This window comes from Candidatus Omnitrophota bacterium (assembly GCA_041653595.1).
Classification (GTDB): domain Bacteria; phylum Omnitrophota; class Gorgyraeia; order Pluralincolimonadales; family Pluralincolimonadaceae; genus Pluralincolimonas.
This window is the reverse complement of sequence record JBAZFB010000002.1, coordinates 29,693-55,450: the sequence shown is the minus strand read 5'-3', so window position 1 is coordinate 55,450 and position 25,758 is coordinate 29,693. Positions and strand designations below refer to the sequence as shown.

The following is a 25,758-nucleotide window of genomic DNA, read 5'->3' as shown; positions in this document are numbered from 1 at the left end:
CTTATGATATGGGGTCAAGTCGGGTCCTTGTTATTTCTTTTTCTTGGCTATCTCTATCGCGGCTTTAAGGCCGAGCCTGTAGCTGTCGAGGCCGAAACCGCTGACCTGGCCTACGGCGACTGGGGATATAAGCGAGGTATGCCGGAACTCTTCCCGGGCGTAGATGTTCGAAAGGTGGACTTCCACCACAGGTATCGAGACCGCGGAGATCGCGTCCCTTATCGCGACCGAGGTATGGGTGTAAGCGGCGGGATTTATAAGTATGCAGTCGAATTTACCCTTCGCCTTCCCTATCTTCTCTACTATCTCGCCTTCGTGGTTGGACTGGAATGTCTCAAGGGCGACCTTCTCGGATTTCGCGATCTTCCGTAATTCCCCGTCTATCTGCTTGAGAGTGACCTTCCCGTATACTCCGGGCTCGCGTTGTCCGAGCAGGTCAAGGTTAGGACCATGTATTACGAGTATTTTCTTCATCTTTGCTTTTCGGCCTCCTCGATCAGCATCACAGGGATCCCGTCTTTCACAGGATATTTTAACCCACATTCGGGATTTTTGCAAATTATCTTATCATCCCTGAATTCCACGCCGGACTTACACTTAGGGCACGCGAGGATCTTAATAAGTTTTTCGTCCATCAAACGAACTCCTTTATCTTTATCGGTACTTTATAAAGCTTCCCTGAAAAAAGGTAGAGTACTCCTCCTATAAAACTCGTTATCAGGATGATCCCTAAATACAATACTGAAACCGCCGCCGCGCTCTCTTTGCTTATAAACTCACCCAAAAAGATGACAAAGGCGCCTTCCCTTACCCCCAGGCCGTTTATCGAAGGTATCATCGAGGCGACCGAAACGAGCGGCATCACCAAAAGAAGGTTAAGGAAGGCTATGTCCTGGGAGATGCCCCTGACTATACAATATAATAATACTACGGAGAGGACTTGCGCCGCCAGGGATATCAGGACGACTTTCGCGATGATGAACTTATGCTCCTTATAGGCATTGAGGGCGTTGTATAATTTGCGCAATTTCGAATCTTTCTGGAAGGCGGGAAAATGCAGCAGCCTGGAGAATATGGCCTTAGTTATAGATTTATTAAGGAAGAGGATGAAGGTCACCAGCACGACCACCGAAAAGACCAGGCAGCCCCAAAAGATCTGTGGGTCCTTGATACGGCCGTTCATGAGCAGGACGCCGAGAAAAGCCAGCAGCCCGATCGACAAGAAGCCGAAGAACCTGTCGAAGAAGACCGCGGAAAAAGATTCGAGCTTCCTCTCGCTCTTCTTTGTGGCGTAATAGGCCTTGACGAGATCCCCCCCTATCGACGTGGGAAGGAAATTGTTGAAAAAGTTCCCTATAAAGCTAAGATATACCGCCTCGCCCAGGCTGAGTTTAAGCTTTTGCACGCCGAGGATTATGCGAAGCCTTTCCGAGACCACCACCACGGCGGCTATATTGAATAATACCGCCGCCAGGTAATAATAAGGGCTTACGCTCTTCAAAACGGCGTATATGCCGGGTATGTCTTTCCTGAAGACCCAGACCAGGACGCCGACCAGGACCAGGCTTACGGACGCCCTGAGGAGGATGGATAACTTATTTTTCATCATTATGCCTCAGCTCGAGCGACGAGAGGTCCGCTTCGACCTTGGCTAATTTGTGCGCCGCGTCGGACATATACTTCTTATGGGCGTCGCTCAAATGCGCGCCTACTATATCGAATACCGTCTTGAAATCCTCGAAATCCTTCCTGAGCGAGCCTATCCTCTCGAGGATCTGCTTGGCGTTCTCCTCTATCTTGAACGCCTTCAGGCCGTGGACTATCGTCGAGATATACGGGTAGAGCGTGGACGGCGAGACTATATATACCCTGTTCTTGGTCGCGTACGAGAGGAGTGATGTCTCCTCCCCGAATTGCTTGTCCCGCACTATCGCCTCGTAATATACGCTCTCCGACGGGACATACATGAGCGCGAATTCGAAGGTCTTCTCGTTCGGCGCGATATATTTTCTCGCTATATTGTCCACCTGCTTCTTGACGGCCTGGACGAATTCCCTGAAACACCTGCGCTTATCGTCCTCGGACTCGCATTCGAGCATCCGCCTGAAGCTGTCCAGCGGGAACTTCGAGTCGATGGGAAGGATGAACTCGCGGAATTTTATGATCGCGTCGACCTGGTCGCCGGACCGGAACGAATATTTCATCTGGTAATTTCCGGACGGGAGCATGTCCGAGAGCATCTTCTCAAGGAGCACCTCGCCTGTCATACCGCGCATCTGCGGAGGCTTGAGCAGGCTGCCTATTTCGTTTATCGCCTTCCCGAACTCCTCGAGGCGCTCTCCCCTGGTCTTTATCTCGCCGAGGCTCCTGTTCATATCTCCTATCGCGCCGGTAGTGGCCTGCATCGCGCCGGTCACGCCGGCGGATATATCTTTAGGGAGATGGCGCAGTTTCGTAAAAAGATATAGGGATATCACCATAGACGCCAAAGCGATCGCCGAAAATATTATGATGAGGACCGTCAACGTCACTTGCTCTTCTCCGCGTATTTAAGCCTTAACCCGTAGAGTATATCGTCTATAAGTTTCTGTTCCTCGACGGAGAGGTTGCCCTGGGTCTTTTCTTTTATCATCGCGATGGTATCTATCATATATTTCGCCCGCTCGAGCTCTACCTTGGTCTCATTATTGACCGGGTTGGGCATCTCACCGAGGAATATCATCGCTTGCATCCCGAGGCTGGTCAAAAATATGTTGAAGCTCGGTTCGTATCCGGGTCCTGCGCTGCCCATCTTGTTCTGGGATTCCATAACGGCCTATATTACTCCTATTTTAAACGCTCTTCAACGGTTAATAGACGATTATCCCGCCGTAGCCTACGACGGCTTCATAATCTCCGGAGGCTTCCCCGCTGGTCTGGTATTTGATGAGTTTGGCCTTCTTCGCGCCCAACTCCTTCGCGGCCGCGAGCATGACGCAGACCGGGGCGTAACCGCACATCGAGATGCGGTATCTCCTTATCGCTCCGACGAGCGCCTCTTCGTCGAGGGCGATGATCGCCTCGATCGCCTTGCTGTCTTTCTCTTTTGCGGCCTCGAGCGGTTCGTAATGGGTCATGTCCGAGCTCGCGATGACAGTCGCCGGACGGCCGCTCTTTTTTATCGATACCGCGACGGCCCGGCCGATATCCCTGTAGACCTCAAGCCCGGCATCGGCCAGCACAAGCGGGACTATTTTCACATCCTCTTTAAGGGCCTGCAAAAACGGTATCTGGACCTCTACCGAATGCTCGTCCCTGTGGGCATCCTCATCTTCTTCCAGATGCCTTGAATTCGACAGGATGGCCTTGGCGAGAATTTCATCTATCTCGCAATCCCCGGAAGGCAGCTTCCATACGCCTTCAGTCATTATAGAGAAAGGCCTTCCTCTGCCGGTATGGTTAGGGCCCATCACAACACACGTCCCGGCCAATTCCACCGACGATAATGTCGCCCCGGCAACCGCTCCCGAATACATATATCCCGCGTGGGGAGAGACGACGCCGATCGCCTTTATCTTTCCGGCGTCCCTGATTATGTATTTTTCTATCTCTTCGCTGAGGCCCGCCTTTGTGCCCGGGTAGAACTGACCGGATACGGCAGGATTTCTGATCATCTTATCTTACCCCGGCCCCGCTTAACGGCTGACTTTTGGCTTTCGCCGGTCCGGCAACGGGAAGGATCATCACTTCATTGAGCCTGGAATCGATAAAATACCGCTTAGCGACCCTCATGACTTCCTGCGCGTCCACCGCTTTTATCATTTCGGGATATTTGAAAACGTCGTCGTAACCTATGCCGTAAAGTTCATCCAACGCGGCCTTAAGGGCGACGTCGGAATTGACCTCGATCCCACGGAAATACCCGCCAAGGAGGTCGCTCTTCGCGAGCTCCATCTCCTCCTGGGTCGGCCCCTCGGCCTTCAGGGACCTGATATGGCCTAATATTATGTTCCTGGCGTCCGGGATATTTTTAGGGGTGGTCGCCACATAAAACGCGTTGTAACCCGGGTCGAGCCCGAATACGGAGAAAGAACCCAGCGTATACGAGAGCCCGAGCTTCTCCCTTATGTCCCTATAAAGCCTTCCGCCTTCGCGGCTAAGTATCGAATTTATCACGTCCAGGGCATACCTGTCCGGGTTCTTGACGTCAACGCCGGGGTAGCCGAGCATAAGGACCGCCTGTTCCTTATTCATCTCTTTTACGTCCTTGCGCGGCGCCAGCTGTTCCTGCTCGCTTATCGTCACTATATCTTTAAAGGCGGTTTTTTTAAGGCTTCCGAATGCATCTTCTACCCTCTTCTGCGTCGCCGCGTCTATGTCCCCGAATACGGAAACGACCATGTTCCCTGGAACTATATAACGTTTGTGATAATCCAGGAGGTCTGCCCTGGTCAGGGCCGAGACTGATCCCTTTTCACCCAGGTCAGGCATCCCGTAGGGATGGGATATGAATATCGTCTTGATCAATTCCTTTGAGGCCACGGCGAAGATATCGTCCTCCCGCGACCTTACAGCGGCGAGTTGCTGCTCTTTCGATATCTTCAGCTCTTTTTCCGGGAAAGCCGCGTTCTTCAGGATATCCGAAACGATATCAAGGGAAAGGCCGAAATCTTCTTTAAGGCATTTCAACGATATGCCGAATGAATTCTTGCCGCTGAAACCCCCGAACAGTATTCCGCGCGACTCGGTCGTCTCGGAGAGCCATTCGGCCGAGCGCGACGACGTGCCTTTCACCAGGACGTCGGAGAATAGGCGCGATATCCCGTTCGTCTTCTCGTCTTCGGCCCTCACGCCACCCTTAAAAACGACGCTCATCGAAACGACAGGAAGTGAACGGTCGACGTCAAAAAGCACGACCGCGCCGTTTTGCAGCACGACTTTACGGACATCGAATTCTTTCTTCGGCGTCCCCGCCTCCGGTTCCAAGACAGGCGCGCCCTTCTTCGGGACGAGAGTGACAACAGTCATATTCTCATCATTCAAATATTTCGCCGCCGCCTTCGAGATCCCGGCCGGCTTCACTGCGCCCAGGCCGTCTATATATTTCCGTGAAAAATTATAGTCCCCGGTAGAGGCGTAACCCGAGGCGTAATCATTCGCTTGCGCCCCGATAGATTCCTTGCCGTATATATAATCGGTCAGGACCGACCTTTTGACCTTTTCCAGCTCCCTGCCGCGCAGGGAATGCGCCTTTATCCTTTTTATTTCGGCGCGCACCTCTTTCAAGGCGGCGTCTATATTTCCCTCCTCAAGCCTCATGGAAACTATGAACAGCCCCGGGTCGGAAGGCGTATAATTAGACGACGACACCGCATATGCCAGTTTCTTCTCTTTGACGAGAATGTTATATAACCTTGAGCTTTCCCCCTGCCCCAGCGCGGCGGCCAAAAGGTCCAGGGGATACAAGTCTTTATCGGCGAGGCTTGTGGTGTGAAAAGCTATCAGGAGGTAGGAGAGCTTAAGCCCTTCTATCTGCGCATCGGCCCTCCTGACCGACATCTGCAGGGGCTCGGCCGGCTTTAGCGGTCCGGCGACGGCCCTGCGCGGAAGCTTACCTAAAGTATTTTCGCACGCCAGGAGGGCGTCGGCTTCATCTATATCTCCGACGACGGAAAGGACACAATTGTCCGGGGTATATTTCGACTTGTGGTATTCCACGAGGTCTTCCCTGCTTATCTGCCTGAAGAGGTCCTCGTATCCGATGACCGGATACCTGTATGGATGGACGAGATAAGCGGCCTCCCATAACAGGTATGAGGCCCTTCTTGACGGTTCGTCCCGGCCCATCCTTATCTCGTTCAGGATCACGTCCTTCTCCTTTACGAACTCCGATTCTTCGAAAGAAGCGTTAAATACGAAATCAGACAGGAGCGAAAGCGCTTTATCGAGGTATTCGCTCTTGACGATGAGGTAGACTTCGGTGGTATCGTGGGAGGTCTGGGCGTTTATATATCCGCCGAAGGATTTTATGCGTCTTTCTATCTCGCCGACCGGCAGGCCGGCTGTCCCCTTGAAGAGCATATGCTCGACGAAATGGGATATTCCGCTCCCGGAAAATTTGCCTTCGGTCGCCGAGCCGGCTTTTATGACAAGACGGACCGCCGCGAGAGGGACCTTATGGGCGCTCTTGGTTATGACAGCCATCCCGTTATCCAGGATATGGCTGTGGACCGAGTCTTCGTATTGGTACCGAGGAGTGACGGCCGGGTGGAATATAAAAACTGCTGTGGCTATAAGACACAGCAGTATGAAAAGATATAAAATTCTCATGATGTCACGCTCTTAAAAGAGCCTAAAAACTGAATCTCTTTCTCTTATTCTTGAGCGCCTCCATCTGCTTTCTCTTCTTCTTGACGCTTGGCTTCTCGTAATGTTTGCGCGCCCTTATAGCTTTTAAGATCCCTTCTCTTTCGATCTTCTTTTTAAGCCGCCTCAGGGCCTTTTCCAAAGGCTCGTTTTGGCCGACTTCTACCATAGGCATTAGTTATCATCCCTTTCTTGTGGATTTTCGTTAGTTCCAATATAACAGACGGTTATAATGTTGTCAAGAAAAATTGGGTTACTTGCGGGCAAAACTGATCTGGCAGGTGAAGACCACCTCCGGGAGCCGGACGTTTTCCGGGAAAACGGGAAAAGGCGAGGAATCCTTGACCGCCTGGAAAGCGGCCGCCCTCAGGACCCCGTCGTCGCTGGATTTTTCATCGATTATGCTGATCTCTTTTAACGTCCCGGAAGAAGTGATGACAAAACGCACATATACGTCGCCCTCCCCTCCCGTCCTCCTGGTATCGATATTATCTATTATCCTGTCCCTGACGACCTGCGAGTAAGAAGGCGGTATAAGGCTAAGCCCGCGCGCCTCAACAGACGCGTCGACAGAAGCGGTCGTCTCGATCTTCGGCACGAGGGGTTGTTTTATGACGATCCTGGAGGCCTGCTCTGCCGCCGGGCTTTTTTTCGGCGGCGCGGAAGGAAGTTCTCCCTTCAGGACCTTGGGTTCGCTCTTCTTCGCTTCCGGGGCCGCTTTCGGAAGTTCCGCGGAGACCAGTTTTTGCGGCGGCGACGGCTCGGGCAAAGGTTCCGATTTTCTCGACGGCGCCTGCTGTTGCGTGACTACCGGCTGCTCCCTGGACTTAAGATACGTCACCTCGACGTCTCCGGAACGCATCCTATCCGTAAAGAAATTCCGGTAGACAGGCCAATTGCACAATAATAATATGTGGATGACGGCGGAGAAGATCAGCGCTATTAAAAGTTTGTTGTCCTTCTCCACAGCGTAATCAAAATTCACCCCTTACACCCCCGTTTATCGCGAAACCCGGCATCGGGTAACCAAGCGCCAACTGGTAACTCCTGTTGAATATATTATCAATAGAAACGAAAGTAGTCAAATTATTGTTTATCTTATAGGAGGCATCGAGGTATGCGACGAAATTCTTCTTCAGGAAAGCGGTGTTTGCGGTATCTGTATACCTCCTGCCGAGCGACTCGCCGTAAAACCTCACGTCCCATTTGCCGTATTCCAGCGTCAGGCCCATGTCGAACTTGTTCTTCGCCCTGTAGATCAGGTACCTGTCGAGGTCAACGTCCATCGCGTTCAGGTAACTGTACCCGAAATCGAATTTCAGGCTTTTGGTCAAAGGTACCAAGGTCTTGAACTCGACCCCGTCAATCTTCGCCGAGGAGATATTGGAAGGCCTCCAGACGAAATCGTCACCGGGCGCCCAGTCTATCAGGTCCTTCAGCTTATTTGTGAAATATGTCGCGCTCAATTGGAGGCCGCTCTTATAGCCGAGGTCGAACCCGCCTTCCCACGACCAGGATTTCTCGGGCCTGAGGTTGGGATTGCCCTGCGTGAACCCGTCGAACGGCCAATAGAGGTCGTTGAATGACGGCGCGCGGAACCCTTTCGCGTAATTGACCCTGATCTTAGAATATTCGCCTATTTTATACGCGGCGCCGGCGCTGGGCGAGACCGTCCCCTTGAAATTTGAATAATCGTCATCCCTGAACCCGAAATTCATCTCGAGATCCTTCCCGATAGAGACCTCGTTCTGCACGAACGGCGAACGCACGATATTCTTGTGTTTCCCGACGAGAGTAGCGTCCACCCGGTTCATCTTCCCGTCGAAGCCCGCGATCACCTTGTAACAATCGAAGAACTTCTGGGAATACTGGGCGATCATCCCCTGCGTGCGGCCGCTTGCGGCGTCGCTGGAGAACGGGGTTGTCGAATTTATGAATATGAGCTTGTCGTTGTTCTGGTAGGCTCTTACGCTTATCTCGCTCTCCTCGAACAATTTTGCCCTCCAGCCGAGGTCGAAATAATTTTTGTAATTAAGCTGGAAATCGTCGAGTGCCGGCAGGAAGATAGACCCCGGCGCCCCGCCTTTATCCTGGAAATAGCCGGTGTTGAAAAATATCCTGTTGTCCTCTCCGACCTCGTAATCGAACCTTCCCGTCCAGTTATGCGAGCGGTATTCCGAGTTATCCCTGTTGCCGTGCGTCGAATCGTATGAATAGTTAAAATAATATCCGAAATTATTTATCGTCGCGGATGTCGAGAGCGAATCATGGAGAGTCTGGTTGTTGCCGAAACTCGACTCTATGACGGTCTTGGGTTTTTTAGAGGGCTTTTTTGTTATTATATTGACCACGCCCCCTATCGCGCTTGAGCCGTATACCGCGGAGGCAGGCCCCTTGATGACCTCGATCTTCTCGACCGAATCGACCGGGATAGCGTGGAGTTCGGCCTGGCCGGTCCTCGAATCGGTGATCGGCCTGGAATCTATCATGATCAGCACCTGCTCGGCGCTGGAACCGCGCAGCCTGATCGTTTTGAGGGCGCCTTCCGACCCGTAATCTATGGATTGGGATGAAGTGAGCCTGCCTACCGGCTCTGAGACATTATCATAATGGACCTCCGAAAGGTCGTATTTATCTATAATATCCATGCTCCGGGAGACTGTGCCGTAACTCTGCTCTGTGCCGAGCGGCGTGACCACTATCTTTTCAAGTTCGACGTTCGCCGTCTCCTCTCCTCGGGCTGACGGGATGAATATGAGGACGGATAAAACCGCCGGGATGATCTTCGCGAAAAACATGGTATTAAATTCCCTTTCCTGTTTTCTTTATCCTCGGCGCGAGCAGGACATACGGCTTGCCGCTGACGGGATTTTCTCTAACGACAACAACGGTCTTGTATACCTTCTCTATCAATTCATAGCTGATGACTTCTTTCGGCTCGCCGAGAGCGGCAACGCGTCCGCCGTCCATAAGCATCAGCGTGTCGCAATATTCCGACGCCAGGTTGAGGTCGTGGAAGACCGCGACGATGGTGATACCCCCGCGCTCGCTCAAGTCCTTTATCAGGTCGAGTATCTGGACCTGGTGCGATATGTCTAGATGCGATGTCGGCTCATCGAGGAATATCAGCCGCGGCTCCTGGGCAAGCGCCCTGGCGATGAATATCCTCTGCCTCTCGCCCGCGCTGAGCTGGTCTATCTGGCGGGATACGAACGCGGAGCAGTCGGTCATCTCTATCGCGCGCCGGACCGCCTCAAGGTCTTTCTCGGATTCGCCCCTTAGGGGATGGAGATACGGGAACCTGCCCATCATCACTATCTCCAGGCACGTGAACGGGAAGATGACGCCTGACTCCGAGGCGACGAACGCCGCGGACGCCGCGAACTCCTTCATTGGCATCCTGTATATATCTTTGCCGTCGATGGCCACCCTGCCTGCTGACGGATGCAGGACCCGGCTTAACATCCTCAAAAATGTCGTCTTCCCCGCGCCGTTCGGGCCGATGATCCCGATAAACTTGCCGCTTGCGGCAGAGAAGGAGATATCTTTTATGACCGGCTCTCTGCCATAACCACCTGTTACCGACTCGGCCTTAAGAAGCGTCATCTGGCCCTCGACCTCTTCCTCAATAAATACAAAAAGAACGGCCCGCCGCATAAAGCCGTTATAACGCCTACCGGCACCTCGGCCGGAAGCATCACCATCCTGGCGATAAGATCGCAGAAGATAAGGAACGCGCCGCCTGCGACAAACGAGACGGGTATGACAGCCCTGTGGTTGGCCCCTATCACCAACCTGACAAAATGGGGCACTATCAGCCCGACGAAACCGATCATGCCTGCCGCGGATACCGCTGCGCCGGTGATGACCGACGCTATGATGAACAATCGTTTTTTCGTCTTCTCGATATCGACCCCGAGGTGCGCCGCCTCCTCTTCCCCGAGGGAGATGGCGTTAAGCTCCCTCGAATTAAGGGCCGCGAGGATGACCGCCGTGATGACTATTATCATCACCGACAGAAGCAGGTTCATATCGAATATCTGGAGGTTGCCGAGAAGCCACCATATTACGCTGTGCAGGTACTCCTTCTCCGAGAACGATACGAGGAAGATCACGACAGACGAAAGCACAGCCCCGACTATGACGCCGGTCAACAAGAGGTTCTGTATCGGTATCCTCCCGTTGACCTCTGATATCCTGTATACAATAAAGAACGCGGCGACCGCTCCCAGGAAAGCCCAGACAGGAAGGGCGCTTAAACCCAGGAAATGCTGCATGCCTAATAAGATAGTCGAGATTACCGCGCCAAGCGCCGCGCCGCTCGAGATGCCGAGGACATACGGCTCGCATAAAGGATTACGCATAAGCCCCTGCAATATAACGCCTGCCACCGAGAGCCCGCCGCCGACGGTCAACGCGAGCAATATCCTTCCGGCCCTGAGTCCGAGTATGCGCTTGTCCATATCGGTAAGCGCGGAGAGAAAACCGACCTTTGCCGCGCCGAAATAGACCGAGACCGCGGCGACCGCGACCAATATCGCGGCCGCGATAATGAAGGCCTTATGTCCCCTCTTCCTTGATATCTGTGATGCCTGGCGCACTTCCATAGGTTACCTGTAGAACCTTTCGTTCAATTGGACAACGGCATCCGCAAGCCGCGGCCCGGGCCTGAAGAGGATATTCGGCTCGATATTATCATAGACCCTGTTTTTTCTTACTGCCGTTATCTTGTCCCAGCCGAACCTCTTCGAAAGAGACTCTGCCGCACCTTCTCCCTTTACCATATAGCCGAGTATTATCACGTCAGGGTCGCGCTTGACGATCAATTCGGGGCTGAACTGCGAGAACGGCCTCGGCGCGTCGTAAGTTATATTGACACCGCCGGCGACCGTTATCATCTCGTCTATAAAGGACCCTTTGCCCGCGGTCATGATCGGGTCGTGCCATATCTCGAAATACACCTTCGGCCGTTTATCCGGATCTACCAGGGCGGCCTTTGCCGAGACAGCCGATACGGTCTTCTTCATTTTACTTATCAATGAAACCGCCTCAGCGTCTTTCCCGCACGCTTTGCCTATCGCGAGGATAGAATCATACAACTCCCGGAAATTCTTCGGGTCTGAGACCATTACCCGGAGCCCTAATGTTTTCAATTTCCCTACGGCCTGCGCCTGTTCCAGGCCTGTGGCGAGGATGATATCAGGCTTAAGGATGAGTATCTTCTCTATATTAGGTTCACTGAAAGAGCCTATCTTCTCCTTGCTCTTCACCTCCGGCGGATAATCGCAATAAGTGGAGACCGCGACGAGATTATCCTCCAGGCCCAGGGCGCAGGCGATCTCAGTAGTGGCCGGCGCGATAGATATGATCCTCATCTGTCCCGCTGCGGCATGCCGGCAGATAAAAAGAAGCATAAACGTCACGATAATGATCTTTCTCATATCAATGCTACGGCAAGCGCGAGAGCCGTTATCTCCATTATCTCCCCCAGCGCGCCCATCGTGTCCCCTGTTATCCCTCCGAATTTCCTGAAAAAATAAATGTCAAACGCCAAAATGACGCAGCATGCCGCGGGTATAAAGACGAACGTTTTTAACCCGAATATAAGGAAGAAGGCTATTGCCGCGGTGAGAAACGCGGCCGCGATATTCCTTTTTTCCAAGCGCCCGGAGAATTTCTTTCCCAAGCCGTCCGTATCTCTCGCGTAAGGATAGAGCGCGCTTGAAGCGACGAACGATGTCCTGCTTAAAACCGCCATCGCTATCAATGCCCCCTCGATCGCCCCTTTAGGAAGCGAGATAAGAAGCGAGTATTCCGCGATAAACAAAAGTACGACAGAGGCGAGCCCGACCGCTCCGGGCCTGCCTTCTTTCATTATCTCCAGCATCCTCTTCCTGTCGGCGCCGCTGGCTATCGCGTCGAAGGTATCTACGAAACCGTCTATGTGCAGCCCGCCGGATATAATGACGTTTATTATCATTATGAAAGCGCATACGGCCGCGTGCGGCAAGAACGGGATCAGGATATTGTATGACAGCGCGAGAAGGGCGCCTGCTAAAAGCCCGACCAGCGGGAAATAGGCCATCGAGCCGGCAAGGTCTTTGTCGGCTATCTCGCCTTTTACCTTTACGGGTATAGACGTCAGGAACTGCAGCGCAATAAGAAAACTTTTCATGGTTCGCTTCGCTCACCACTCCCCAGAGAGTGATTGATGGGGTCGCTTTCCTCCGAAACTCCCGCTTCGCCGAATGTCGCCATCTCGTTCAATATCTTAACGGACGCCTCGATTATGCCCATCGCGAGCGCCGCGCCTGTCCCTTCCCCGAGACGCATATCGAGATTCAACAACGGCCTCTGGCCGATGCGCCTTAAAATGGCCGACTGCCCCGCCTCAACAGATTGGTGCGCGAAGAAGATATAATCTTTTACGGCAGGACAGATCTCAAACGCTATCAGGGCGCCGCAGGAAGCAATGAAACCGTCTACCGCGACAGGCACCTTCTTCGATGCGGCGGCTAATATCACGCCCGCTATCCCGCCTATCTCGAATCCGCCCACTTTGTAAAGGATGTCTATGGGGTCTTTCGGGTCGGGCTTATGCAAAGACAGGCCTTTCTTTATGGCATCGATCTTACGGGCGTAAGAGGTGTCGTCTATGCCTGTCCCCCTGCCTGTCACCAGGGCGATATCTTCGCCTGTGACTGCGGCGACTATCGCGCTCGAGGAAGTGGTGTTCCCTATCCCCATATCCCCGACGCCGGCGAGCTCGATCTTTTCTTCGGCATAGGCCTCATTGAACGCTTCTATCCCGCCGGTTATCGACTTCAGGGCTTCTTCCCTTGTCATCGCGGGGACTTTGGCGAAATTCTTCGTCCCGTGGTTTACTTTTTTATCCTTAAAATTAGGCGATTTATCCGCTTTTATCTTCCCCTTCACTCCCATATCTACGACGATGACTTCAGCCCCGGCGTCCCTGGCCAGGACATTTATCCCGGCGCCGCCCCTCAGGAAATTGTAGACCATCTGCGGGGTGACCTCCTGCGGATAGGCGCTGACGCCCTCCTCACATATCCCGTGGTCACCGGCCATCGTGAATATCACTTTATTCTTTACCGAGGGCCTCAGGTTCCCGGTTATCGCGACAACGCGCGCGGCTATCTCCTCGAGCCGGCCCAGGCTTCCCTTCGGCTTCGTCAAAGTATCGAGCCTGGCCTGCGCCTTGGCGTAATAGACGGCATCAACTGGCCCGATCGCCTTTACGACCTCATCGATCTTTACTTTACCTGTAACGGTATTCCTGACACCAATAGACATACCCTGTCCGCCTCCTTGGCGGTTATCTGGTTTACCCGCCCCTGCAGGTCCCTGAACCTGCGGGAGAGCCTGTTCTCGGGGACGATGCCGCTTCCGACTTCGTTAGTGACTATTATGGAAAGCCCGGCCTTCTTCCGCAGGGCAATTATTATTTTCTTTATTTCAGAATATACCTGCGCGTCAGTCAGGCCTTTGTGGATGAGATTTGAGATGAAAAGGGTGAGGCAATCGAGTATTACGGTAATATTCTCCGCGGGCAGTGAATCGATCGCTTTAACTAGACGGATGGGCTCTTCTACGGTGGCCCAGGATTTGGAGCGGGACCTTTTGTGAGCGCCTATCCTCTTCTTCATATCGACATCCAGCGCTTCGGCTGTCGCGATATAGAAGACCTTCGCGCCTGATGCCGCGGCGATCGTTTGCGCGTAAGAAGACTTGCCGGACCGGACGCCTCCGGTTACCAATACCAATTCAGACATTTTCCCCCTCCGGGAACTTGTGTTTCGCAAATAAAAAAACCTCATCCCTTTGTTGGAATGAGGTAATAAAAAAATTCTCCTCACCCTCGAAGGAATTTGAAAACCCTAAGCGCGATATCCTGACTCCCCCGCACCTTAAACTAAACCTTCCCGTTTTTAACAGTGGTCTTTTCCGAAAGAATATTCTTTCGGTAGTCTAAGGCGCTACCTTACTTGTCAGTAAGGTGCGGGGTTACAGTGGCGGGGCCGTGCCCGTATTTCACGGGCTTCCCGCGCTTAAAGCAGTGTTATGTTAACACGATGAAAAACAAAAAGCAAGCAAAAATATTTAACGGCAGGCGTCAGGTCCTATCCGCAATCAGCCATTCGTATGCTTCCTCGAAAGAAGTGAATGCCTTGACTTGGAAGCCTCTGTTTTTGGCGCAGAGCGCGAAGAACTTTGCGTTGTCAAACTGATCAAGCGGACAAAGAACTGCCGTCTTTTGAGTCCGGGAAAAAGCCTTACTAAAGTAGTTGGTGAGTTCAGACGCCAGAAACCAAAGGTCGGCTTCGGACATTTTTGACTGCGTCTTTCGAGTGTCCAGGATTATGTCGTATTCGGTCAAAGGGGCCGAGGCTGACGCGATCTCAATAAGCATTTTCCTGGACTCGTCGAGATTGAGCTGTCCTTCCGGGTTCGCCTTTATGAACTCCTGCGCGCGGATAATCCTGATATTAGCCGGCATTGTCGCCTCCTTCTAGGGTAACTCTCGATCCAGCTCTTGGATGATCTCATCGGTTAGATCGGTCATCCTTGGAGCATCCCAAATGATTACCTGGCTGTTATTTCTAGCCATTTGAGCGTCGATGACCAGCGCGTATTTTCCGGAATATCGACTCTTAATAAACTTTGTCAGGGCCCTCCTGTGATCAGAGTTCCTGTAGCTCATTGTATTCCGTATGGTGTTGAGCTTGTTATTCATGGACTGGATCTTCGTTTGAAGGATCGCTAACTTGCCATCGTCATTTTCTCTTACACACTCAATGAGTGCTTGATCGAGCGCTTTCCGCAGCTTTAGCATCTCAGCCTTAACTTCATCGTTCGCGTCCATAAATACAAGTCGTTGGTATCCGACTTCATTCTGGATCTGATTTAAATCGACCGATGCTACAGCAGAGACCTCGTCTGCCAGCAGGCTACCCGACAACAAACAGCCTATTACCGTTATTACCGCCACTATTACACTTTTCATTTTTCCCTCCCTAGGTTTATTGGGGACGTTTCATTCTCCATCTACCTAACTCCCAGTCAATCGGCTCGCTCGGGCTTTCTTTATTCCTCGTCCCGCAACGGCGGGACTGCGGCATAAATCGCCTCTTCGCTCGCCAGATTGCCCGGTCGTCATATCAAGTGTCTCTCTCCGCCGTCAGGGACACCTCTGGCTTTACCATTGGAATCGTCCCTGATTATTCCCCCCATTCTAACATATAATACACGAATTCGTAGTTTACGGGTTTTTGTACTACCCTGGTATCATTATAACGCTTAAATCGCCTACTTCAAGCACAAAAGCCGCAGGAAGTATGTCAAGAACGGCGACCTTTGTCCTCGGAGGGATTGGGAAATTCGAGCGGGCACGGATCCCGAGCGACAGCGAGGGAGAGCGAGAATTTCCCCAAGCGCAGCGAGACTCGCAGGGGCGAGCCAGCGACCCGGAGAGGACAAGTCGCCGTTCGTGGCTTATTCCTGCCACCCGTATTTGCCCACAAGCGGCACAAAGGTGCAGCCGCAGATGATTTCCTGCGTTATCTCGCCCTGATTTTTCCTGATGAGCAGGAGTTCCTGGCTGAACGCCCCGCCGACCGGGATCACCATTATCCCTCCCTCGGCTAACTGCTCAACGAGAGGCGCGGGGACCGACGGCGCTCCGGCGGTAACGATTATCCCGTCATAGGGGGCAAATTCGTCCCACCCTTCGGTGCCGTCGCCTACTTTTATTTTTATATCCTTATAACCGAGCCCGTCCAGGAGCTCCCGCGCCTTTTGCGCCAATGTGTCATACCGCTCGACCGAATAGACTTCCGCGGCTATCTCCCGCAATATCGCCGCCTGGTAACCCGAGCCGGTCCCTATCTCAAGCACTTTTCCCCCGCCTTTAAGCTCGAGACATTGCGTCATCAGGGCGACCATATAGGGCTGGGAGATCGTCTGGCCCTCGCCTACAGGCAGAGGATAATCGGCATAGGAGTTTTCGAGGCTTTTACCGGAAGTAAAAAGGTGGCGCGGGACTTTCCTCATGGCAGTCAAGACCGCCGCATCCATTATCCCGCGCGGTATCAGCTGACCTTCGACCATTTCATTCCTGAGGATTAAGTCGTCGTCCCGCTCTTTCATTTTTTGAAGGCCGTTTTTATTATGAAGGATAAGAAACGGATGGTATCTACGAACGGGTGTATCTGGCTCTTCTCTCCCCCATAGATGGACTTTATGGGAATTGATTCGATCTTGAAACCCGCCTTCGAGGCGCCTATCAGGAGCTCCGACTCTATCTCGTATTTATCTGTGGTAAGAGGCACGGCTTTCAGGACTTCCGCCCTTATGAGCCTGTACCCGCACTGCGTATCCGGCATCCTCTGGCCGGCGATCAGGGAGATGAAGCTCGACATCACCCAATTGGTGAGCTTTCTTTTGAGCGGCATGCCTTTAGGATCGCCCATCCTGTTCCCGAGGATAACGGCCGCGCCGCTTTTTTCGGCTGCCCTGACGAAACCTTCCAGCTCGCCCGGGTGGTGTTGTCCGTCGCCGTCCATCGTTATCACAAAATCGCAGCCTTTTTCCAGGGCTTTCTTGAAACCATCCCTCAGCGACACACCCTTGCCGAGGTTCTTCGTATGGCAGATGACATCGGCGCCTGCATCCTTTGCCTCTTCTTTGGTCTTATCGGCTGAGCCGTCGTCTATCACTATGCAATCGAGGCCCTTGGCTTTGGCCTCTCCCACGATATGTCCGATACGCATCTCCTCATTAAACGCGGGAATTATTACGAAACCTCTCACAGCCAGAACCTCCTGAACATATACCATTGCGACGGATATCTTCTTATATAATCCTCGATGACCTTTACGCAAAGGCCGGTGACTTTCTTTTCATCCGCTTCGCGGTTCCCGATGGCGCGGTATGATATGGGTCTATCGAATATCAGCTCGAAGGTATCATCCGGCATCCTGAGCAAAAAGCCGGGCACGATAGGGACCCCGATCTTAACGGAAAAGGCAGCCGGGCCCTTCGGGATCATCGTCCTCTTCCCGAAAAAATTGGTGACTATGCCGTGATTTGAAAAATCCCTGTCACCCAGTAAAGCGAGTACCTCTCCCCTGTCCAGCGCCTCGAAACAGCTCCTCAAGGCCGATCTGAGGGATATGACCTGTACGCCTGTGCGCGCTCTTTGCCCTATGAAAAAATCGTTTATCAGCTTGTTATCGTGGTCAAGAGCCACGGCATTAAACCGGTAACCTAAAAGCGATATCACCGCGCCGCCCAGTTCGTAGTTCCCGATGTGGGCCGACAGCGCTATGACGCCCTTTCCTTCTTTAAGGGATTGGTCCAGGTTCTCACGGCCCGTGACCTTTACCTTTTCGGCAAGGAACTTCTTGTCGACCTTTTCGAACCGGAAAAAATCCACCAGATATTTGGCGAAATTAACGAATACTTCTTTCGCGATCCGGGCGATCTCCTCCTCGTCTTTATCGGGGAATATGGCGCGCAGGTTCCCGTATACTGTAAGCCGGTCTTTCCGCGAAAAAGAATACTGCAGCTTCGCCAGGAAGGCCGCGACAGCGTATACCGCATTAAGCGGCAGGGCCAGCGCCAGGAATTGTCCTAACCTGTATATCAGGAGTTCGCACATTCGAGAATAAGCCTCGCTATATCGGTTGATGACCGCGGTTTCGCTATCCGCCGGGCGTTTCCGCGCATATGTTCGAGCTTCGACCTGTTGCCCAGGAGCATTTCCGTCAGTAACGCTGCATCTGCAGCGCTGTCCGCCTTAACGGCGGCGCCCTCGTTTGTCAGATACTCGGTATTCTTGGCCTCCTGTCCCGGTATCGGGTTCAGGATTATGATCGGCAAATCCTTTGAAAGGGCTTCGGATATCGTAAGTCCGCCCGGTTTAGTCACTATTAGCGTCGAGACCGACATCAGCTCGTATACTTCCGTAGTATAGCCGTAGACAACGGTCTTGAACCTTAGAGACCGTTTCCTCCTCTCCAGCCAGTCAAACAGCCGCTTATTGCTTCCGGCCACGACGATCAGCTGGAGGGGACACGATATCCTGTTCAGCTCGTTCACGAGTTCCGCGAGCGGTCCGAGCCCCTGGTTGCCGCCCATTATCAAGACCGTCGGCAATCCCGGATCAAGCCCGAGTTTCTTCCTTACTCCCTCGTCATCGGCCTTCTCGGTAAATTTCGGGTCTATCGGGATGCCGTAATCCTTTATCTTTTCCCTGGGGATGCCGTGTTCGACCAGTCTTTTTGTCGCCGCCTCGGAGTTGACGATATAATGATCGACCGAATCGAAGAACCAGTAGGAATGCGGGTAGCAGTCGGTGAGCACGCCGATAAGCGGCACTTTCAACCCGAATGACGTCTTATAATCCGCGATCATCCCGCAAGGGAACGCTTGGGTGCAGGCGATGACGTCCGGCTTGAACTCATCGAGGAGGGTCTTCAGTTTCCCGGAATTGAATTTATGTATGAAATCGCGCAATCTCCCCAAGCTCCGGAAGACCTTCGGGTTGTCGTAGAGATATTCCCAGACTTCAGGCTTGTTCTTTATCACTCCCAGGTAGGTCCTGTTTATGACTTTCTCGACGAGCGGGTTCGTGTAATTGAAGGAGTTTACGGCAAGGATCTCCGCTTCGGGGGTCAGAAGCCGCAGCGCCTTCTCGATGGCAAGCGCGGCCTTCTGGTGCCCGGAGTTGACCGAGATATAAAGCAACAGGACCCTTTTCTTCGCCGACATAGGCCTCCAATGAAATACGCCCGCCGTTATCCTGGCGGGCGTATCGTACGGCAACTTAAAGAATGCGTTTAGTCTTTCTTCTCCAGGAGTCTCTTTATCCTGTCGACGGCTATCTTAAGTTTGTCTTCGGGTTCCACGAGGGCGAACCTCACGAAACCTTCTCCGAATTCTCCGAAGCCCGTCCCCGGGGAAGATACGACGCCCGCTTCCTCGACCAGAAGCGCGCAAAATTCCATAGATGTAAGAGCGTTGTACTTGGGAGGGATGTGGGCCCAGACATAAAAAGTCCCCTGCGGCTTGTCGATCTCCCAACCGGCCTTGTTAAGCCCGTCGACAAAGACATCCCTTCTCTTCTTATATGTAGCAACGAGTTCCTTTACGCAGTCCTGAGGGCCGGTCAACGCCTTTATAGCGGCGTATTGTATCGGCCGGAAAAGGCCGAAGTCTATGTAGCTCTTCGTCTTTTCAAGGGAGCGTATGATGTTGGAGTTGCCTACGACCGTGCCTATCCTCCACCCCGCCATGTTATACGACTTGGACAGCGTGTGGAACTCCACGCATTTATCTTTAGCCCCTTTTACCTGGAGTATGCTCGGGGCAGGCGGCCCCTCAAAGACAAAGTCAGAATAGGCGTTGTCGTAAGCTATTATTATATCCTTGTCCTTCGCCCAATCGACGACGCTTTCAAGATAAGCCAGGTCGGCGACAGCTGTGGTGGGATTATGCGGATAGCTAAGGAAAAGTATCTTGGCCATCCTGGTGATCTCCCGGCCGAGGCTCTTTAAGTCCGGCTTGTACCCGTTCTCCTTGCTTATAGGCAAGCTGTATAATATGCCCCCGGCCATGATCGGGCCGTTAAAATGAACGGTATATCCCGGGCTCGGCACTATGGCTATATCGTCGTTGTTGAGGAACGTGAGGCATAAGTTCGCGATGCCTTCCTTAGAACCGATGAGAGGCAATACTTCGGTCCGGGGATCGAGATCCACGTTAAACTTGGTCTTATACCAATCGGCTATCGCCTTCTTGAAGGCCTTCTCGACTTCTCCGGTAGGCCTGGAATAGCGGTGGTTGACGACGTGTTTGGTCTGCTCGCATAATTCATCCACTATATGGCGGGCCGGCGGAAGGTCAGGACTGCCCATGCCGAGGTCTATGACCTCCATGCCCTGGGACTTGGCCTTCTCCTTCAGCTCGTCAAGGATAGTGAAAAGATACAGCGGTAACCTTTTAAGCCTGTTAGCTTCATGCATCTAATTTAACTTATTCCTCCTCTTCAAAAAGCGCTTCTTCCTCTTCGATATTGGCGAGGACTTCTCCGACCTCGACTATATCGCCTTCTTCAAAATAAACTTCTGTCAATACTCCGGAGCACGGAGCCGGCACGTTGATAGCGGACTTGTCCGTGGCGATCTCCACAAGGTCTTCGCCTTCCTCTATCCTGTCGCCTTCCTCGAAATGCCAGTAAGATATGGTGGCTTCCCGGGCCCCTTCTCCGACTTCAGGCAATATGACTTTTGCCATATCCTCCTCCTTGACCCAAAATTGACTTAACAGGTTGAATGATAGGAACTCCTGACAAACGGTCCTGAGCTCACCCTTGTAAAGCCTAAATTATACGCTATTTCTTCGTATTTTTCAAACATTTTTGGAGATATAAACTCACGCTCCTCTGTCTTGCCCAGGGACGGCTTCAGGTATTGCCCGAGAGTGATAATATCGCACCCCGCCCATCGCAGGTCCTTCATCGTTGAGACCACTTCTTCCTCTGTCTCGCCGAGGCCGAGCATGAGGCCGCTCTTGGTAGGTATGCCGCCGCGCGATATATCCCTGGCTTTCCCCAATACGGTAAGCGAAAGATTGTAATCGCTTTTCGGCTTGACGGCTTTATGGAGCCTCCTGACCGTATCGAGATTATGCGCGAAGACATCTATCCCCGCTCCGCATACCTTATCGATATGCTCCGCCCGCCCCATGAAATCCGGGACGAGGACCTCTATTTTTACGCCGCTTAATCTCTCGCGCAGGTATCCGACAGTCGCGGCATAATGCGCCGCTCCCCCGTCCGGGAGGTCATCCCTTGTGACCGATGTGACGACAATATAGTTAAGGTTTAATTTCCTGGCGGCCTCGTAAACTTTCGAAGGCTCTTCCCGGTCAGGCGCGGAAGGGATCCCCTCATTTACCGCGCAGAACCTGCATCCTCTCGTGCAGGTATCGCCGAGAATTATAAAAGTCGCCACGCCCCTGCCGAAGCATTCGCATAAATTAGGGCATTTGGCGCTTTCGCAGACGGTGTTGACCGAAGAATCCCTGAGGAATTTTCTTGTCTCCTCTATCTTCGGCGAGGATACGATATCCCTTCTAAGCCAGCGGGGCTTGGCTATCATTTCGGCTGCCTCAATATATTTGCTGCAGCCTCCTGGACCGCCTCGGAGAAAGCCGGATGCGGCTGGACGACATCGGCCAGGTCTCTTAGGGATAGCCCGCCCTTTATGGCGACGCTTATTATGCCAATGAGTTCCGACGCGTTATAGCCCAATATCTGCGCCCCGAGTATCTTGCCTGTCTTTTTGTCGGCCGTCAACTTTACAAAGCCTTCCGTTTCCCGCTGGGCGAGTGCCCTTCCCGATCCCGCGAAGAAAGCGCGGCCGGTTACCGCCTCATATCCTTTATTACCCGCCTCATCTGAGTTCAGGCCTACGCTCCCGGCCTCCGGGAACGAATAGACGCAAACAGGCATTATCCCGTAATCCATCGCCGCCTCTTTCCCGAGGGCGTTTCGCGCGGCAGCCTTTCCCTCGGCCGACGCGGCGTGCGCGAGGTTATATCTTCCGATGCAATCCCCGCTGGCGAAAATATTTGGGGCCGATGTCTTTAAATACCCGTCGACGATTATGCGGCCGTCCTTTACGGATACGCCGGCTTTTTCCAATCCCATTCCGACCGTATTCGGCGAACGTCCGACCGAGACGAGGATGACCTCGGAGGAGATCTTGCCGATATCCGGCGAAGCCACGCCTGTTATCACCTCTATGCCTTTTTTCTTAAATATGCCTTCGAGCCTGTTCGAAAGATCCTTATCTTCCCTCGGCAATATCCGCTCCATCATCTCTATAATGGTAACTTTGGAGCCAAGGGCCGAGAAGAAAGACGCGAATTCGCATCCTATGGCGCCGCCGCCGATTATCGTGATATCCTCAGGCATCTTATCGAGGCCGAGTATCTCTTCGGAATAGAATATCCTTTTTTTGTCCGACTTGGCCGTCCCGAGCGCTTTCGGCGTGGACCCGGTCGCTATAATAAAGACGCTCGCGGATAACTTCTCTCCGCCGACAGTTACCGTCCCTTTATCCTCAAAAACCGCCTCGCCTTTTATTACATCCACCTTCCGGGCCTTTAGCGATTGGTCGAGCTGGTCTTTCAGGCGGGCCACTATATCGGAGGAGCGGTGGCGTATGGAAGAAAGGTCGAAGTCGAAATTTTTTGACGTTATGCCGAATTCGGCTGAACGCTTGAATTCATCGTAAAGAAAAGCGGACTTTAAACGGGCCTTGGTCGGGATGCAGCCCCTATTCAGGCATACGCCGCCGATCTCATCCCTTTCGATGAGCGCAACCGTCGCACCCAGAAATGAGGCCTCGAGCGCCGCGGCCGTGCCGCCGGGTCCTGCGCCGATGATGCATATATCGTAGTTTTTCATGGGAAGATATTCCGGCGGGTTAGAGCGCCTTTATTATCGCGTCTGCCATCTGGCGTGTGCCGACCGCGGTCGGGTCGCTGCGTTCCGCCTTCAGGTCGTAAGTGACGAATTTTCCGTCGGCGATCATCTTCTTCACGGCGTTCTCCAGCCGGTCTGCGGCATTCTTCTCGCCTATATGGCGCAGCATCAACACTCCGGAAAGGATCATAGCGGTGGGATTTACCTTGTTCATGCCTTTATATTTAGGCGCGCTGCCGTGAGTCGCCTCAAAGACCGCGCAATTATCGCCGATGTTCGCGCCCGGAGCCAGCCCCAGCCCTCCGACAAGCCCGGCGCAAAGGTCGGATATTATGTCGCCGTACAGGTTGGGAAGGACGAGAATATCATATTCCTCGGGCCTCTGGACGAGCTGCATGCAAATGTTATCGACGATCCTGTCCTCGAATTCCACTTTTCCCGCGTACTTAGCGGCGACTTCCCTCGCTGTCGCGAGGAACAACCCGTCGGTCGCCTTCATGATATTAGCTTTATGTATGCAGGTCACCTTCTTCCTGCCGTTCTTTACCGCGTATTCAAAAGCGTATTTCACTATCCGTTCCGATGCGAACTTCGATATCGGTTTTATGCTTATCGCTGAATCCGGCCTTATCTGTTTTTTGGATAAGGCGTTGATATTGTCTATGACTTTCTTGCAGTCCGGGGTGCCCGGTTCGAATTCCACTCCCGCGTAAAGGTCCTCGGTATTCTCCCGCACGATAACGATATCGACCTTATCGTACCTGCTCCTGACCCCTTTATAAGATTTGCACGGGCGCAGGCAGGCGTATAATTCCAGGGCTTTCCTGAGCTCAACGTTTACGCTGCGTATTCCGGTGCCGACAGGCGTCGTGATCGGCCCTTTGATGGCTACCTTGTTCTTCCTTATGGAAGCGAGGACGTGCTCGGGAAGCGGCGTGCCGTATTTCTCCATGACATCTATGCCCGCGTCGAAGATTTCCCATTCGATATCGACGCCGGTCGCTTCTATGCAGCGTTTCGCCGCATCCGAGAGTTCCGGCCCTACGCCGTCGCCGGGTATGAAAGTGATCTTGTGTCCCAAGATATCTCCTTTATTGCCTGGCGTTAAGCCAGTTATCCAGCCTGTCGAGGCCCTTCTTGATATCGTCGAGGCCGGTCGCGAAACTCAGCCTAATGTGGGTATCCCATCCGAACGGCTCGCCCGGGATGACCGCCACCTTCGCCTCTTCAAGTAGCTTCTTCGAGAAATCGAAAGAGCCCATCTTCGTCTTCGATATGTCGCAGAAGACATAAAACGCGCCTTTAGGCTTTACGCAGCTGATATTCTTCATCCGGTTGATCCTGTCAACCATATAATCGCGCCTCTTTTTGAATTCCTCGACCATCTCCGCGACGCACTTCTGGTCGCCCTTCAACGCCTCGAGCGCCGCCTTCTGCGCGAACGAAACGGGATTTGAGGTCGAATGGTCCTGGAGCCTTCCGACCGCTGCCGCCAGTTCATTCGTCGGCGCGGCCAGGTAACCGATGCGCCAGCCGGTCATAGAATAAGATTTGGACATGCCGTTCACGGTAAAAGTGAGGCCGTGCGCCTCCTTGCCGAGAGAGGCGAACGAGATATGCTTCTCGCCGTCGTATATCAATTTCTCGTATATCTCGTCCGAGATCACTGTTATTTTATCATTGATAAGGATATCCGCTATGCCTTCGACGTCGGATCTGTTATAGACGCATCCGGTGGGATTGGACGGGCTGTTGAGGACGAATGCGGCCGTCTTTTTAGTGATAGCCTTCTTCAAGGCATCGGGCTTAACTTTAAACCCGTCGCTCTGTTTCGTGTCCAGGATGACAGGCCTCCCGCCGGCAAGTTTTACCATCTCGGTATAGCTTACCCAATACGGCGAAGGGATGATCACTTCATCCCCCTCGTCGCAGATCGCCTGGAATATATTATAGAGTGAGTGTTTTGCGCCGCACGATACTACGATCTGGGAAGGTTCATAGGAGAGGCCGTTATCGTTCAGGAATTTCTCGCAGATAGCTTTTTTTAGCTCGGGGATCCCCGAAGACGCGGTATATTTGGTGAAACCGCCCTCAATGGCCTTTATCGCGGAGGCTTTGATGTGGGAGGGTGTATCAAAATCCGGTTCGCCGGCGCCGAAGCTTACGACGTCTTCGCCCTTAAGCTTCATCTCCTTGGCTTTGGCGGTGATGGCGAGCGTAGGAGATTCTTTGACTTTCTCAATACGTCTTGAGATCTTCAAGGTTATCCCCTCTTATATATACCCGCCTTAGCGGATTACTTGGTCCTGCCCCTGAAGAACTTGCGGAGAGTCCCGACAAAACCGCCGGCCGGCGCCTTATGGGTCGGCGTTTTATGTGTCTCCTTCTCCTCTTTCTTAGGCGGGATATTCTTTTCGTGCGCCGCTTCTTTAGCCTTTTCCGGAGCGTGGGGACCGGCTCCTTTTGCGGGAGCCTTTTCTGCCGCGGACGGTTTGGCCTCGGCCGGTTTCTCTTTCTTATGCTTTACCTTAGGAGCGATGACTTTCTTCTCTGTCAATTCAAGTATCGAAAGCTCGGCATTGTCGCCCTTCCGTTTCCCAAGGTGGATTATCCGCGTATACCCGCCTTTTCTGTCTTTAAAAAGCGGGGCGATCTCCTTAAACAACTTCCCGACAAGGGTCTCGTCCCTTAAGATCGAGAAAGCCTTCCTCCGGGAGCTAAGATCGTCCTTTTTGGCGGTCGTTATGAGCTTCTCGGCGAACCTGCGGGCCTCTTTCGCCTTCTGGGTCGTGGTTGTGATGCTCTGGTAGATGAAAAGCCCCTTCACGAGATTATTCATCATCGAATCTCTTTCGGGCTTGTTCCTGTCGAATTTCTTGTTCAGTTTTTTATGGCGCATG

General features: G+C 52.9%; 29 protein-coding genes and 1 riboswitch. All 29 genes read right to left on the bottom strand.

All coding sequences use genetic code 11. The features are described 5' to 3' along the window. Positions 1–30 precede the first annotated feature (30 nt). A complete protein-coding gene (gene aroQ, locus WC317_01280) occupies positions 31–474 on the bottom strand; it encodes a type II 3-dehydroquinate dehydratase (protein MFA5338764.1) in 444 nt (147 codons plus the stop codon). Continuing rightward, positions 471–635, bottom strand: coding sequence for a Trm112 family protein (locus tag WC317_01275; protein ID MFA5338763.1), 165 nt, complete (start codon positions 633–635; stop codon positions 471–473). The genes aroQ and WC317_01275 overlap by 4 nt, the downstream gene beginning before the upstream one ends. Continuing rightward, a complete protein-coding gene (locus WC317_01270; GenBank protein MFA5338762.1) occupies positions 635–1,609 on the bottom strand; it encodes a lysylphosphatidylglycerol synthase transmembrane domain-containing protein in 975 nt (324 codons plus the stop codon). The genes WC317_01275 and WC317_01270 overlap by 1 nt, the downstream gene beginning before the upstream one ends. Beyond that, entirely contained in the window at positions 1,596–2,531 is a 936-nt protein-coding gene (locus WC317_01265; GenBank protein MFA5338761.1) for a DNA recombination protein RmuC, read from the bottom strand. The genes WC317_01270 and WC317_01265 overlap by 14 nt, the downstream gene beginning before the upstream one ends. Beyond that, on the bottom strand, positions 2,528–2,809 hold the full coding sequence (locus tag WC317_01260; protein MFA5338760.1) for a DUF1844 domain-containing protein: 282 nt from the start codon (positions 2,807–2,809) through the stop codon (positions 2,528–2,530). Before WC317_01260 ends, WC317_01265 begins: the two co-directional genes overlap by 4 nt. A 40-nt stretch (positions 2,810–2,849) precedes the next feature. After that, positions 2,850–3,653 (bottom strand): AmmeMemoRadiSam system protein B, encoded by an 804-nt coding sequence (gene amrB / locus WC317_01255; protein ID MFA5338759.1) that lies wholly within the window; start codon positions 3,651–3,653, stop codon positions 2,850–2,852. 1 nt (position 3,654) lies between these two features. Further along, on the bottom strand, positions 3,655–6,309 hold the full coding sequence (locus tag WC317_01250; GenBank protein MFA5338758.1) for a pitrilysin family protein: 2,655 nt from the start codon (positions 6,307–6,309) through the stop codon (positions 3,655–3,657). Between the two features lie 22 nt (positions 6,310–6,331). Continuing rightward, complete coding sequence (gene rpsU, locus WC317_01245; GenBank protein ID MFA5338757.1) at positions 6,332–6,520, bottom strand: 30S ribosomal protein S21; 189 nt, start codon at positions 6,518–6,520, stop codon at positions 6,332–6,334. A 78-nt stretch (positions 6,521–6,598) separates the two neighbouring features. Next, complete coding sequence (locus tag WC317_01240) at positions 6,599–7,330, bottom strand: TonB family protein (GenBank protein ID MFA5338756.1); 732 nt, start codon at positions 7,328–7,330, stop codon at positions 6,599–6,601. Further along, positions 7,320–9,143 carry a TonB-dependent receptor gene (locus tag WC317_01235; protein MFA5338755.1) on the bottom strand — a complete coding sequence of 608 codons (1,824 nt, stop codon included), beginning with the start codon at positions 9,141–9,143 and terminating at the stop codon, positions 7,320–7,322. Before WC317_01235 ends, WC317_01240 begins: the two co-directional genes overlap by 11 nt. 4 nt (positions 9,144–9,147) lie before the next feature. After that, on the bottom strand, positions 9,148–9,951 hold the full coding sequence (locus WC317_01230) for an ABC transporter ATP-binding protein (protein ID MFA5338754.1): 804 nt from the start codon (positions 9,949–9,951) through the stop codon (positions 9,148–9,150). Continuing rightward, positions 9,948–10,952, bottom strand: coding sequence for an iron ABC transporter permease (locus tag WC317_01225; GenBank protein MFA5338753.1), 1,005 nt, complete (start codon positions 10,950–10,952; stop codon positions 9,948–9,950). The genes WC317_01230 and WC317_01225 overlap by 4 nt, the downstream gene beginning before the upstream one ends. 3 nt (positions 10,953–10,955) lie before the next feature. Continuing rightward, the gene (locus tag WC317_01220; protein MFA5338752.1) at positions 10,956–11,786 is read right to left on the bottom strand and encodes a cobalamin-binding protein; all 831 of its coding nucleotides are present in this window, start codon (positions 11,784–11,786) and stop codon (positions 10,956–10,958) included. Continuing rightward, complete coding sequence (cobS, locus tag WC317_01215) at positions 11,783–12,520, bottom strand: adenosylcobinamide-GDP ribazoletransferase (GenBank protein ID MFA5338751.1); 738 nt, start codon at positions 12,518–12,520, stop codon at positions 11,783–11,785. Before cobS ends, WC317_01220 begins: the two co-directional genes overlap by 4 nt. Next, the gene (cobT, locus tag WC317_01210) at positions 12,517–13,659 is read right to left on the bottom strand and encodes a nicotinate-nucleotide--dimethylbenzimidazole phosphoribosyltransferase (GenBank protein ID MFA5338750.1); all 1,143 of its coding nucleotides are present in this window, start codon (positions 13,657–13,659) and stop codon (positions 12,517–12,519) included. The genes cobS and cobT overlap by 4 nt, the downstream gene beginning before the upstream one ends. Then, positions 13,620–14,138, bottom strand: coding sequence for a bifunctional adenosylcobinamide kinase/adenosylcobinamide-phosphate guanylyltransferase (gene cobU / locus WC317_01205; GenBank protein ID MFA5338749.1), 519 nt, complete (start codon positions 14,136–14,138; stop codon positions 13,620–13,622). Before cobU ends, cobT begins: the two co-directional genes overlap by 40 nt. Before the next feature lie 92 nt (positions 14,139–14,230). Continuing rightward, positions 14,231–14,454: riboswitch (cobalamin riboswitch) on the bottom strand. A gap of 25 nt (positions 14,455–14,479) precedes the next feature. Continuing rightward, positions 14,480–14,863, bottom strand: coding sequence for a hypothetical protein (locus WC317_01200; GenBank protein ID MFA5338748.1), 384 nt, complete (start codon positions 14,861–14,863; stop codon positions 14,480–14,482). 12 nt (positions 14,864–14,875) lie between these two features. Then, positions 14,876–15,370 carry a hypothetical protein gene (locus WC317_01195; protein ID MFA5338747.1) on the bottom strand — a complete coding sequence of 165 codons (495 nt, stop codon included), beginning with the start codon at positions 15,368–15,370 and terminating at the stop codon, positions 14,876–14,878. 488 nt (positions 15,371–15,858) lie between these two features. After that, entirely contained in the window at positions 15,859–16,473 is a 615-nt protein-coding gene (locus WC317_01190) for a protein-L-isoaspartate(D-aspartate) O-methyltransferase (protein ID MFA5338746.1), read from the bottom strand. A gap of 35 nt (positions 16,474–16,508) precedes the next feature. Further along, on the bottom strand, positions 16,509–17,174 hold the full coding sequence (locus WC317_01185; protein ID MFA5338745.1) for a glycosyltransferase family 2 protein: 666 nt from the start codon (positions 17,172–17,174) through the stop codon (positions 16,509–16,511). Beyond that, positions 17,171–18,025 carry a lysophospholipid acyltransferase family protein gene (locus WC317_01180; GenBank protein ID MFA5338744.1) on the bottom strand — a complete coding sequence of 285 codons (855 nt, stop codon included), beginning with the start codon at positions 18,023–18,025 and terminating at the stop codon, positions 17,171–17,173. Before WC317_01180 ends, WC317_01185 begins: the two co-directional genes overlap by 4 nt. Then, positions 18,010–19,137 (bottom strand): glycosyltransferase, encoded by a 1,128-nt coding sequence (locus tag WC317_01175; GenBank protein ID MFA5338743.1) that lies wholly within the window; start codon positions 19,135–19,137, stop codon positions 18,010–18,012. The genes WC317_01180 and WC317_01175 overlap by 16 nt, the downstream gene beginning before the upstream one ends. A gap of 68 nt (positions 19,138–19,205) precedes the next feature. Next, positions 19,206–20,390, bottom strand: coding sequence for an aminotransferase class I/II-fold pyridoxal phosphate-dependent enzyme (locus tag WC317_01170; GenBank protein MFA5338742.1), 1,185 nt, complete (start codon positions 20,388–20,390; stop codon positions 19,206–19,208). Between the two features lie 10 nt (positions 20,391–20,400). Continuing rightward, positions 20,401–20,661, bottom strand: a complete 261-nt coding sequence (locus WC317_01165; GenBank protein MFA5338741.1) for a biotin/lipoyl-containing protein — start codon at positions 20,659–20,661, stop codon at positions 20,401–20,403. 26 nt (positions 20,662–20,687) lie between these two features. Continuing rightward, positions 20,688–21,527, bottom strand: coding sequence for a lipoyl synthase (gene lipA, locus WC317_01160; protein MFA5338740.1), 840 nt, complete (start codon positions 21,525–21,527; stop codon positions 20,688–20,690). Further along, the gene (gene lpdA / locus WC317_01155; protein ID MFA5338739.1) at positions 21,524–22,840 is read right to left on the bottom strand and encodes a dihydrolipoyl dehydrogenase; all 1,317 of its coding nucleotides are present in this window, start codon (positions 22,838–22,840) and stop codon (positions 21,524–21,526) included. Before lpdA ends, lipA begins: the two co-directional genes overlap by 4 nt. A 19-nt stretch (positions 22,841–22,859) precedes the next feature. Then, a complete protein-coding gene (locus WC317_01150; protein ID MFA5338738.1) occupies positions 22,860–23,939 on the bottom strand; it encodes an isocitrate/isopropylmalate dehydrogenase family protein in 1,080 nt (359 codons plus the stop codon). Positions 23,940–23,949: 10 nt separating this feature from the next. Next, positions 23,950–25,119 (bottom strand): pyridoxal phosphate-dependent aminotransferase, encoded by a 1,170-nt coding sequence (locus tag WC317_01145; GenBank protein MFA5338737.1) that lies wholly within the window; start codon positions 25,117–25,119, stop codon positions 23,950–23,952. 35 nt (positions 25,120–25,154) lie between these two features. Then, positions 25,155–25,757 carry a 50S ribosomal protein L17 gene (rplQ, locus tag WC317_01140; protein ID MFA5338736.1) on the bottom strand — a complete coding sequence of 201 codons (603 nt, stop codon included), beginning with the start codon at positions 25,755–25,757 and terminating at the stop codon, positions 25,155–25,157. Position 25,758 lies beyond the last annotated feature (1 nt).

Coding starts and splice junctions, on each gene's coding strand:
- WC317_01180 (MFA5338744.1), bottom strand. CDS start 18,025: ATGTGCGAACTCCTGATATACAGGTTAGGACAATTCCTGGCGCTGGCC.
- rpsU (MFA5338757.1), bottom strand. CDS start 6,520: ATGCCTATGGTAGAAGTCGGCCAAAACGAGCCTTTGGAAAAGGCCCTG.
- WC317_01195 (MFA5338747.1), bottom strand. CDS start 15,370: ATGAAAAGTGTAATAGTGGCGGTAATAACGGTAATAGGCTGTTTGTTG.
- WC317_01235 (MFA5338755.1), bottom strand. CDS start 9,143: ATGTTTTTCGCGAAGATCATCCCGGCGGTTTTATCCGTCCTCATATTC.
- rplQ (MFA5338736.1), bottom strand. CDS start 25,757: ATGCGCCATAAAAAACTGAACAAGAAATTCGACAGGAACAAGCCCGAA.
- WC317_01190 (MFA5338746.1), bottom strand. CDS start 16,473: ATGGTCGAAGGTCAGCTGATACCGCGCGGGATAATGGATGCGGCGGTC.
- WC317_01165 (MFA5338741.1), bottom strand. CDS start 20,661: ATGGCAAAAGTCATATTGCCTGAAGTCGGAGAAGGGGCCCGGGAAGCC.
- WC317_01175 (MFA5338743.1), bottom strand. CDS start 19,137: ATGTCGGCGAAGAAAAGGGTCCTGTTGCTTTATATCTCGGTCAACTCC.
- WC317_01250 (MFA5338758.1), bottom strand. CDS start 6,309: ATGAGAATTTTATATCTTTTCATACTGCTGTGTCTTATAGCCACAGCA.
- WC317_01170 (MFA5338742.1), bottom strand. CDS start 20,390: ATGCATGAAGCTAACAGGCTTAAAAGGTTACCGCTGTATCTTTTCACT.
- WC317_01275 (MFA5338763.1), bottom strand. CDS start 635: ATGGACGAAAAACTTATTAAGATCCTCGCGTGCCCTAAGTGTAAGTCC.
- WC317_01270 (MFA5338762.1), bottom strand. CDS start 1,609: ATGATGAAAAATAAGTTATCCATCCTCCTCAGGGCGTCCGTAAGCCTG.
- WC317_01260 (MFA5338760.1), bottom strand. CDS start 2,809: ATGGAATCCCAGAACAAGATGGGCAGCGCAGGACCCGGATACGAACCG.
- cobU (MFA5338749.1), bottom strand. CDS start 14,138: ATGTCTGAATTGGTATTGGTAACCGGAGGCGTCCGGTCCGGCAAGTCT.
- WC317_01220 (MFA5338752.1), bottom strand. CDS start 11,786: ATGAGAAAGATCATTATCGTGACGTTTATGCTTCTTTTTATCTGCCGG.
- WC317_01200 (MFA5338748.1), bottom strand. CDS start 14,863: ATGCCGGCTAATATCAGGATTATCCGCGCGCAGGAGTTCATAAAGGCG.
- aroQ (MFA5338764.1), bottom strand. CDS start 474: ATGAAGAAAATACTCGTAATACATGGTCCTAACCTTGACCTGCTCGGA.
- lpdA (MFA5338739.1), bottom strand. CDS start 22,840: ATGAAAAACTACGATATATGCATCATCGGCGCAGGACCCGGCGGCACG.
- cobT (MFA5338750.1), bottom strand. CDS start 13,659: ATGTCTATTGGTGTCAGGAATACCGTTACAGGTAAAGTAAAGATCGAT.
- amrB (MFA5338759.1), bottom strand. CDS start 3,653: ATGATCAGAAATCCTGCCGTATCCGGTCAGTTCTACCCGGGCACAAAG.
- cobS (MFA5338751.1), bottom strand. CDS start 12,520: ATGAAAAGTTTTCTTATTGCGCTGCAGTTCCTGACGTCTATACCCGTA.
- WC317_01230 (MFA5338754.1), bottom strand. CDS start 9,951: ATGACGCTTCTTAAGGCCGAGTCGGTAACAGGTGGTTATGGCAGAGAG.
- WC317_01225 (MFA5338753.1), bottom strand. CDS start 10,952: ATGGAAGTGCGCCAGGCATCACAGATATCAAGGAAGAGGGGACATAAG.
- lipA (MFA5338740.1), bottom strand. CDS start 21,527: ATGATAGCCAAGCCCCGCTGGCTTAGAAGGGATATCGTATCCTCGCCG.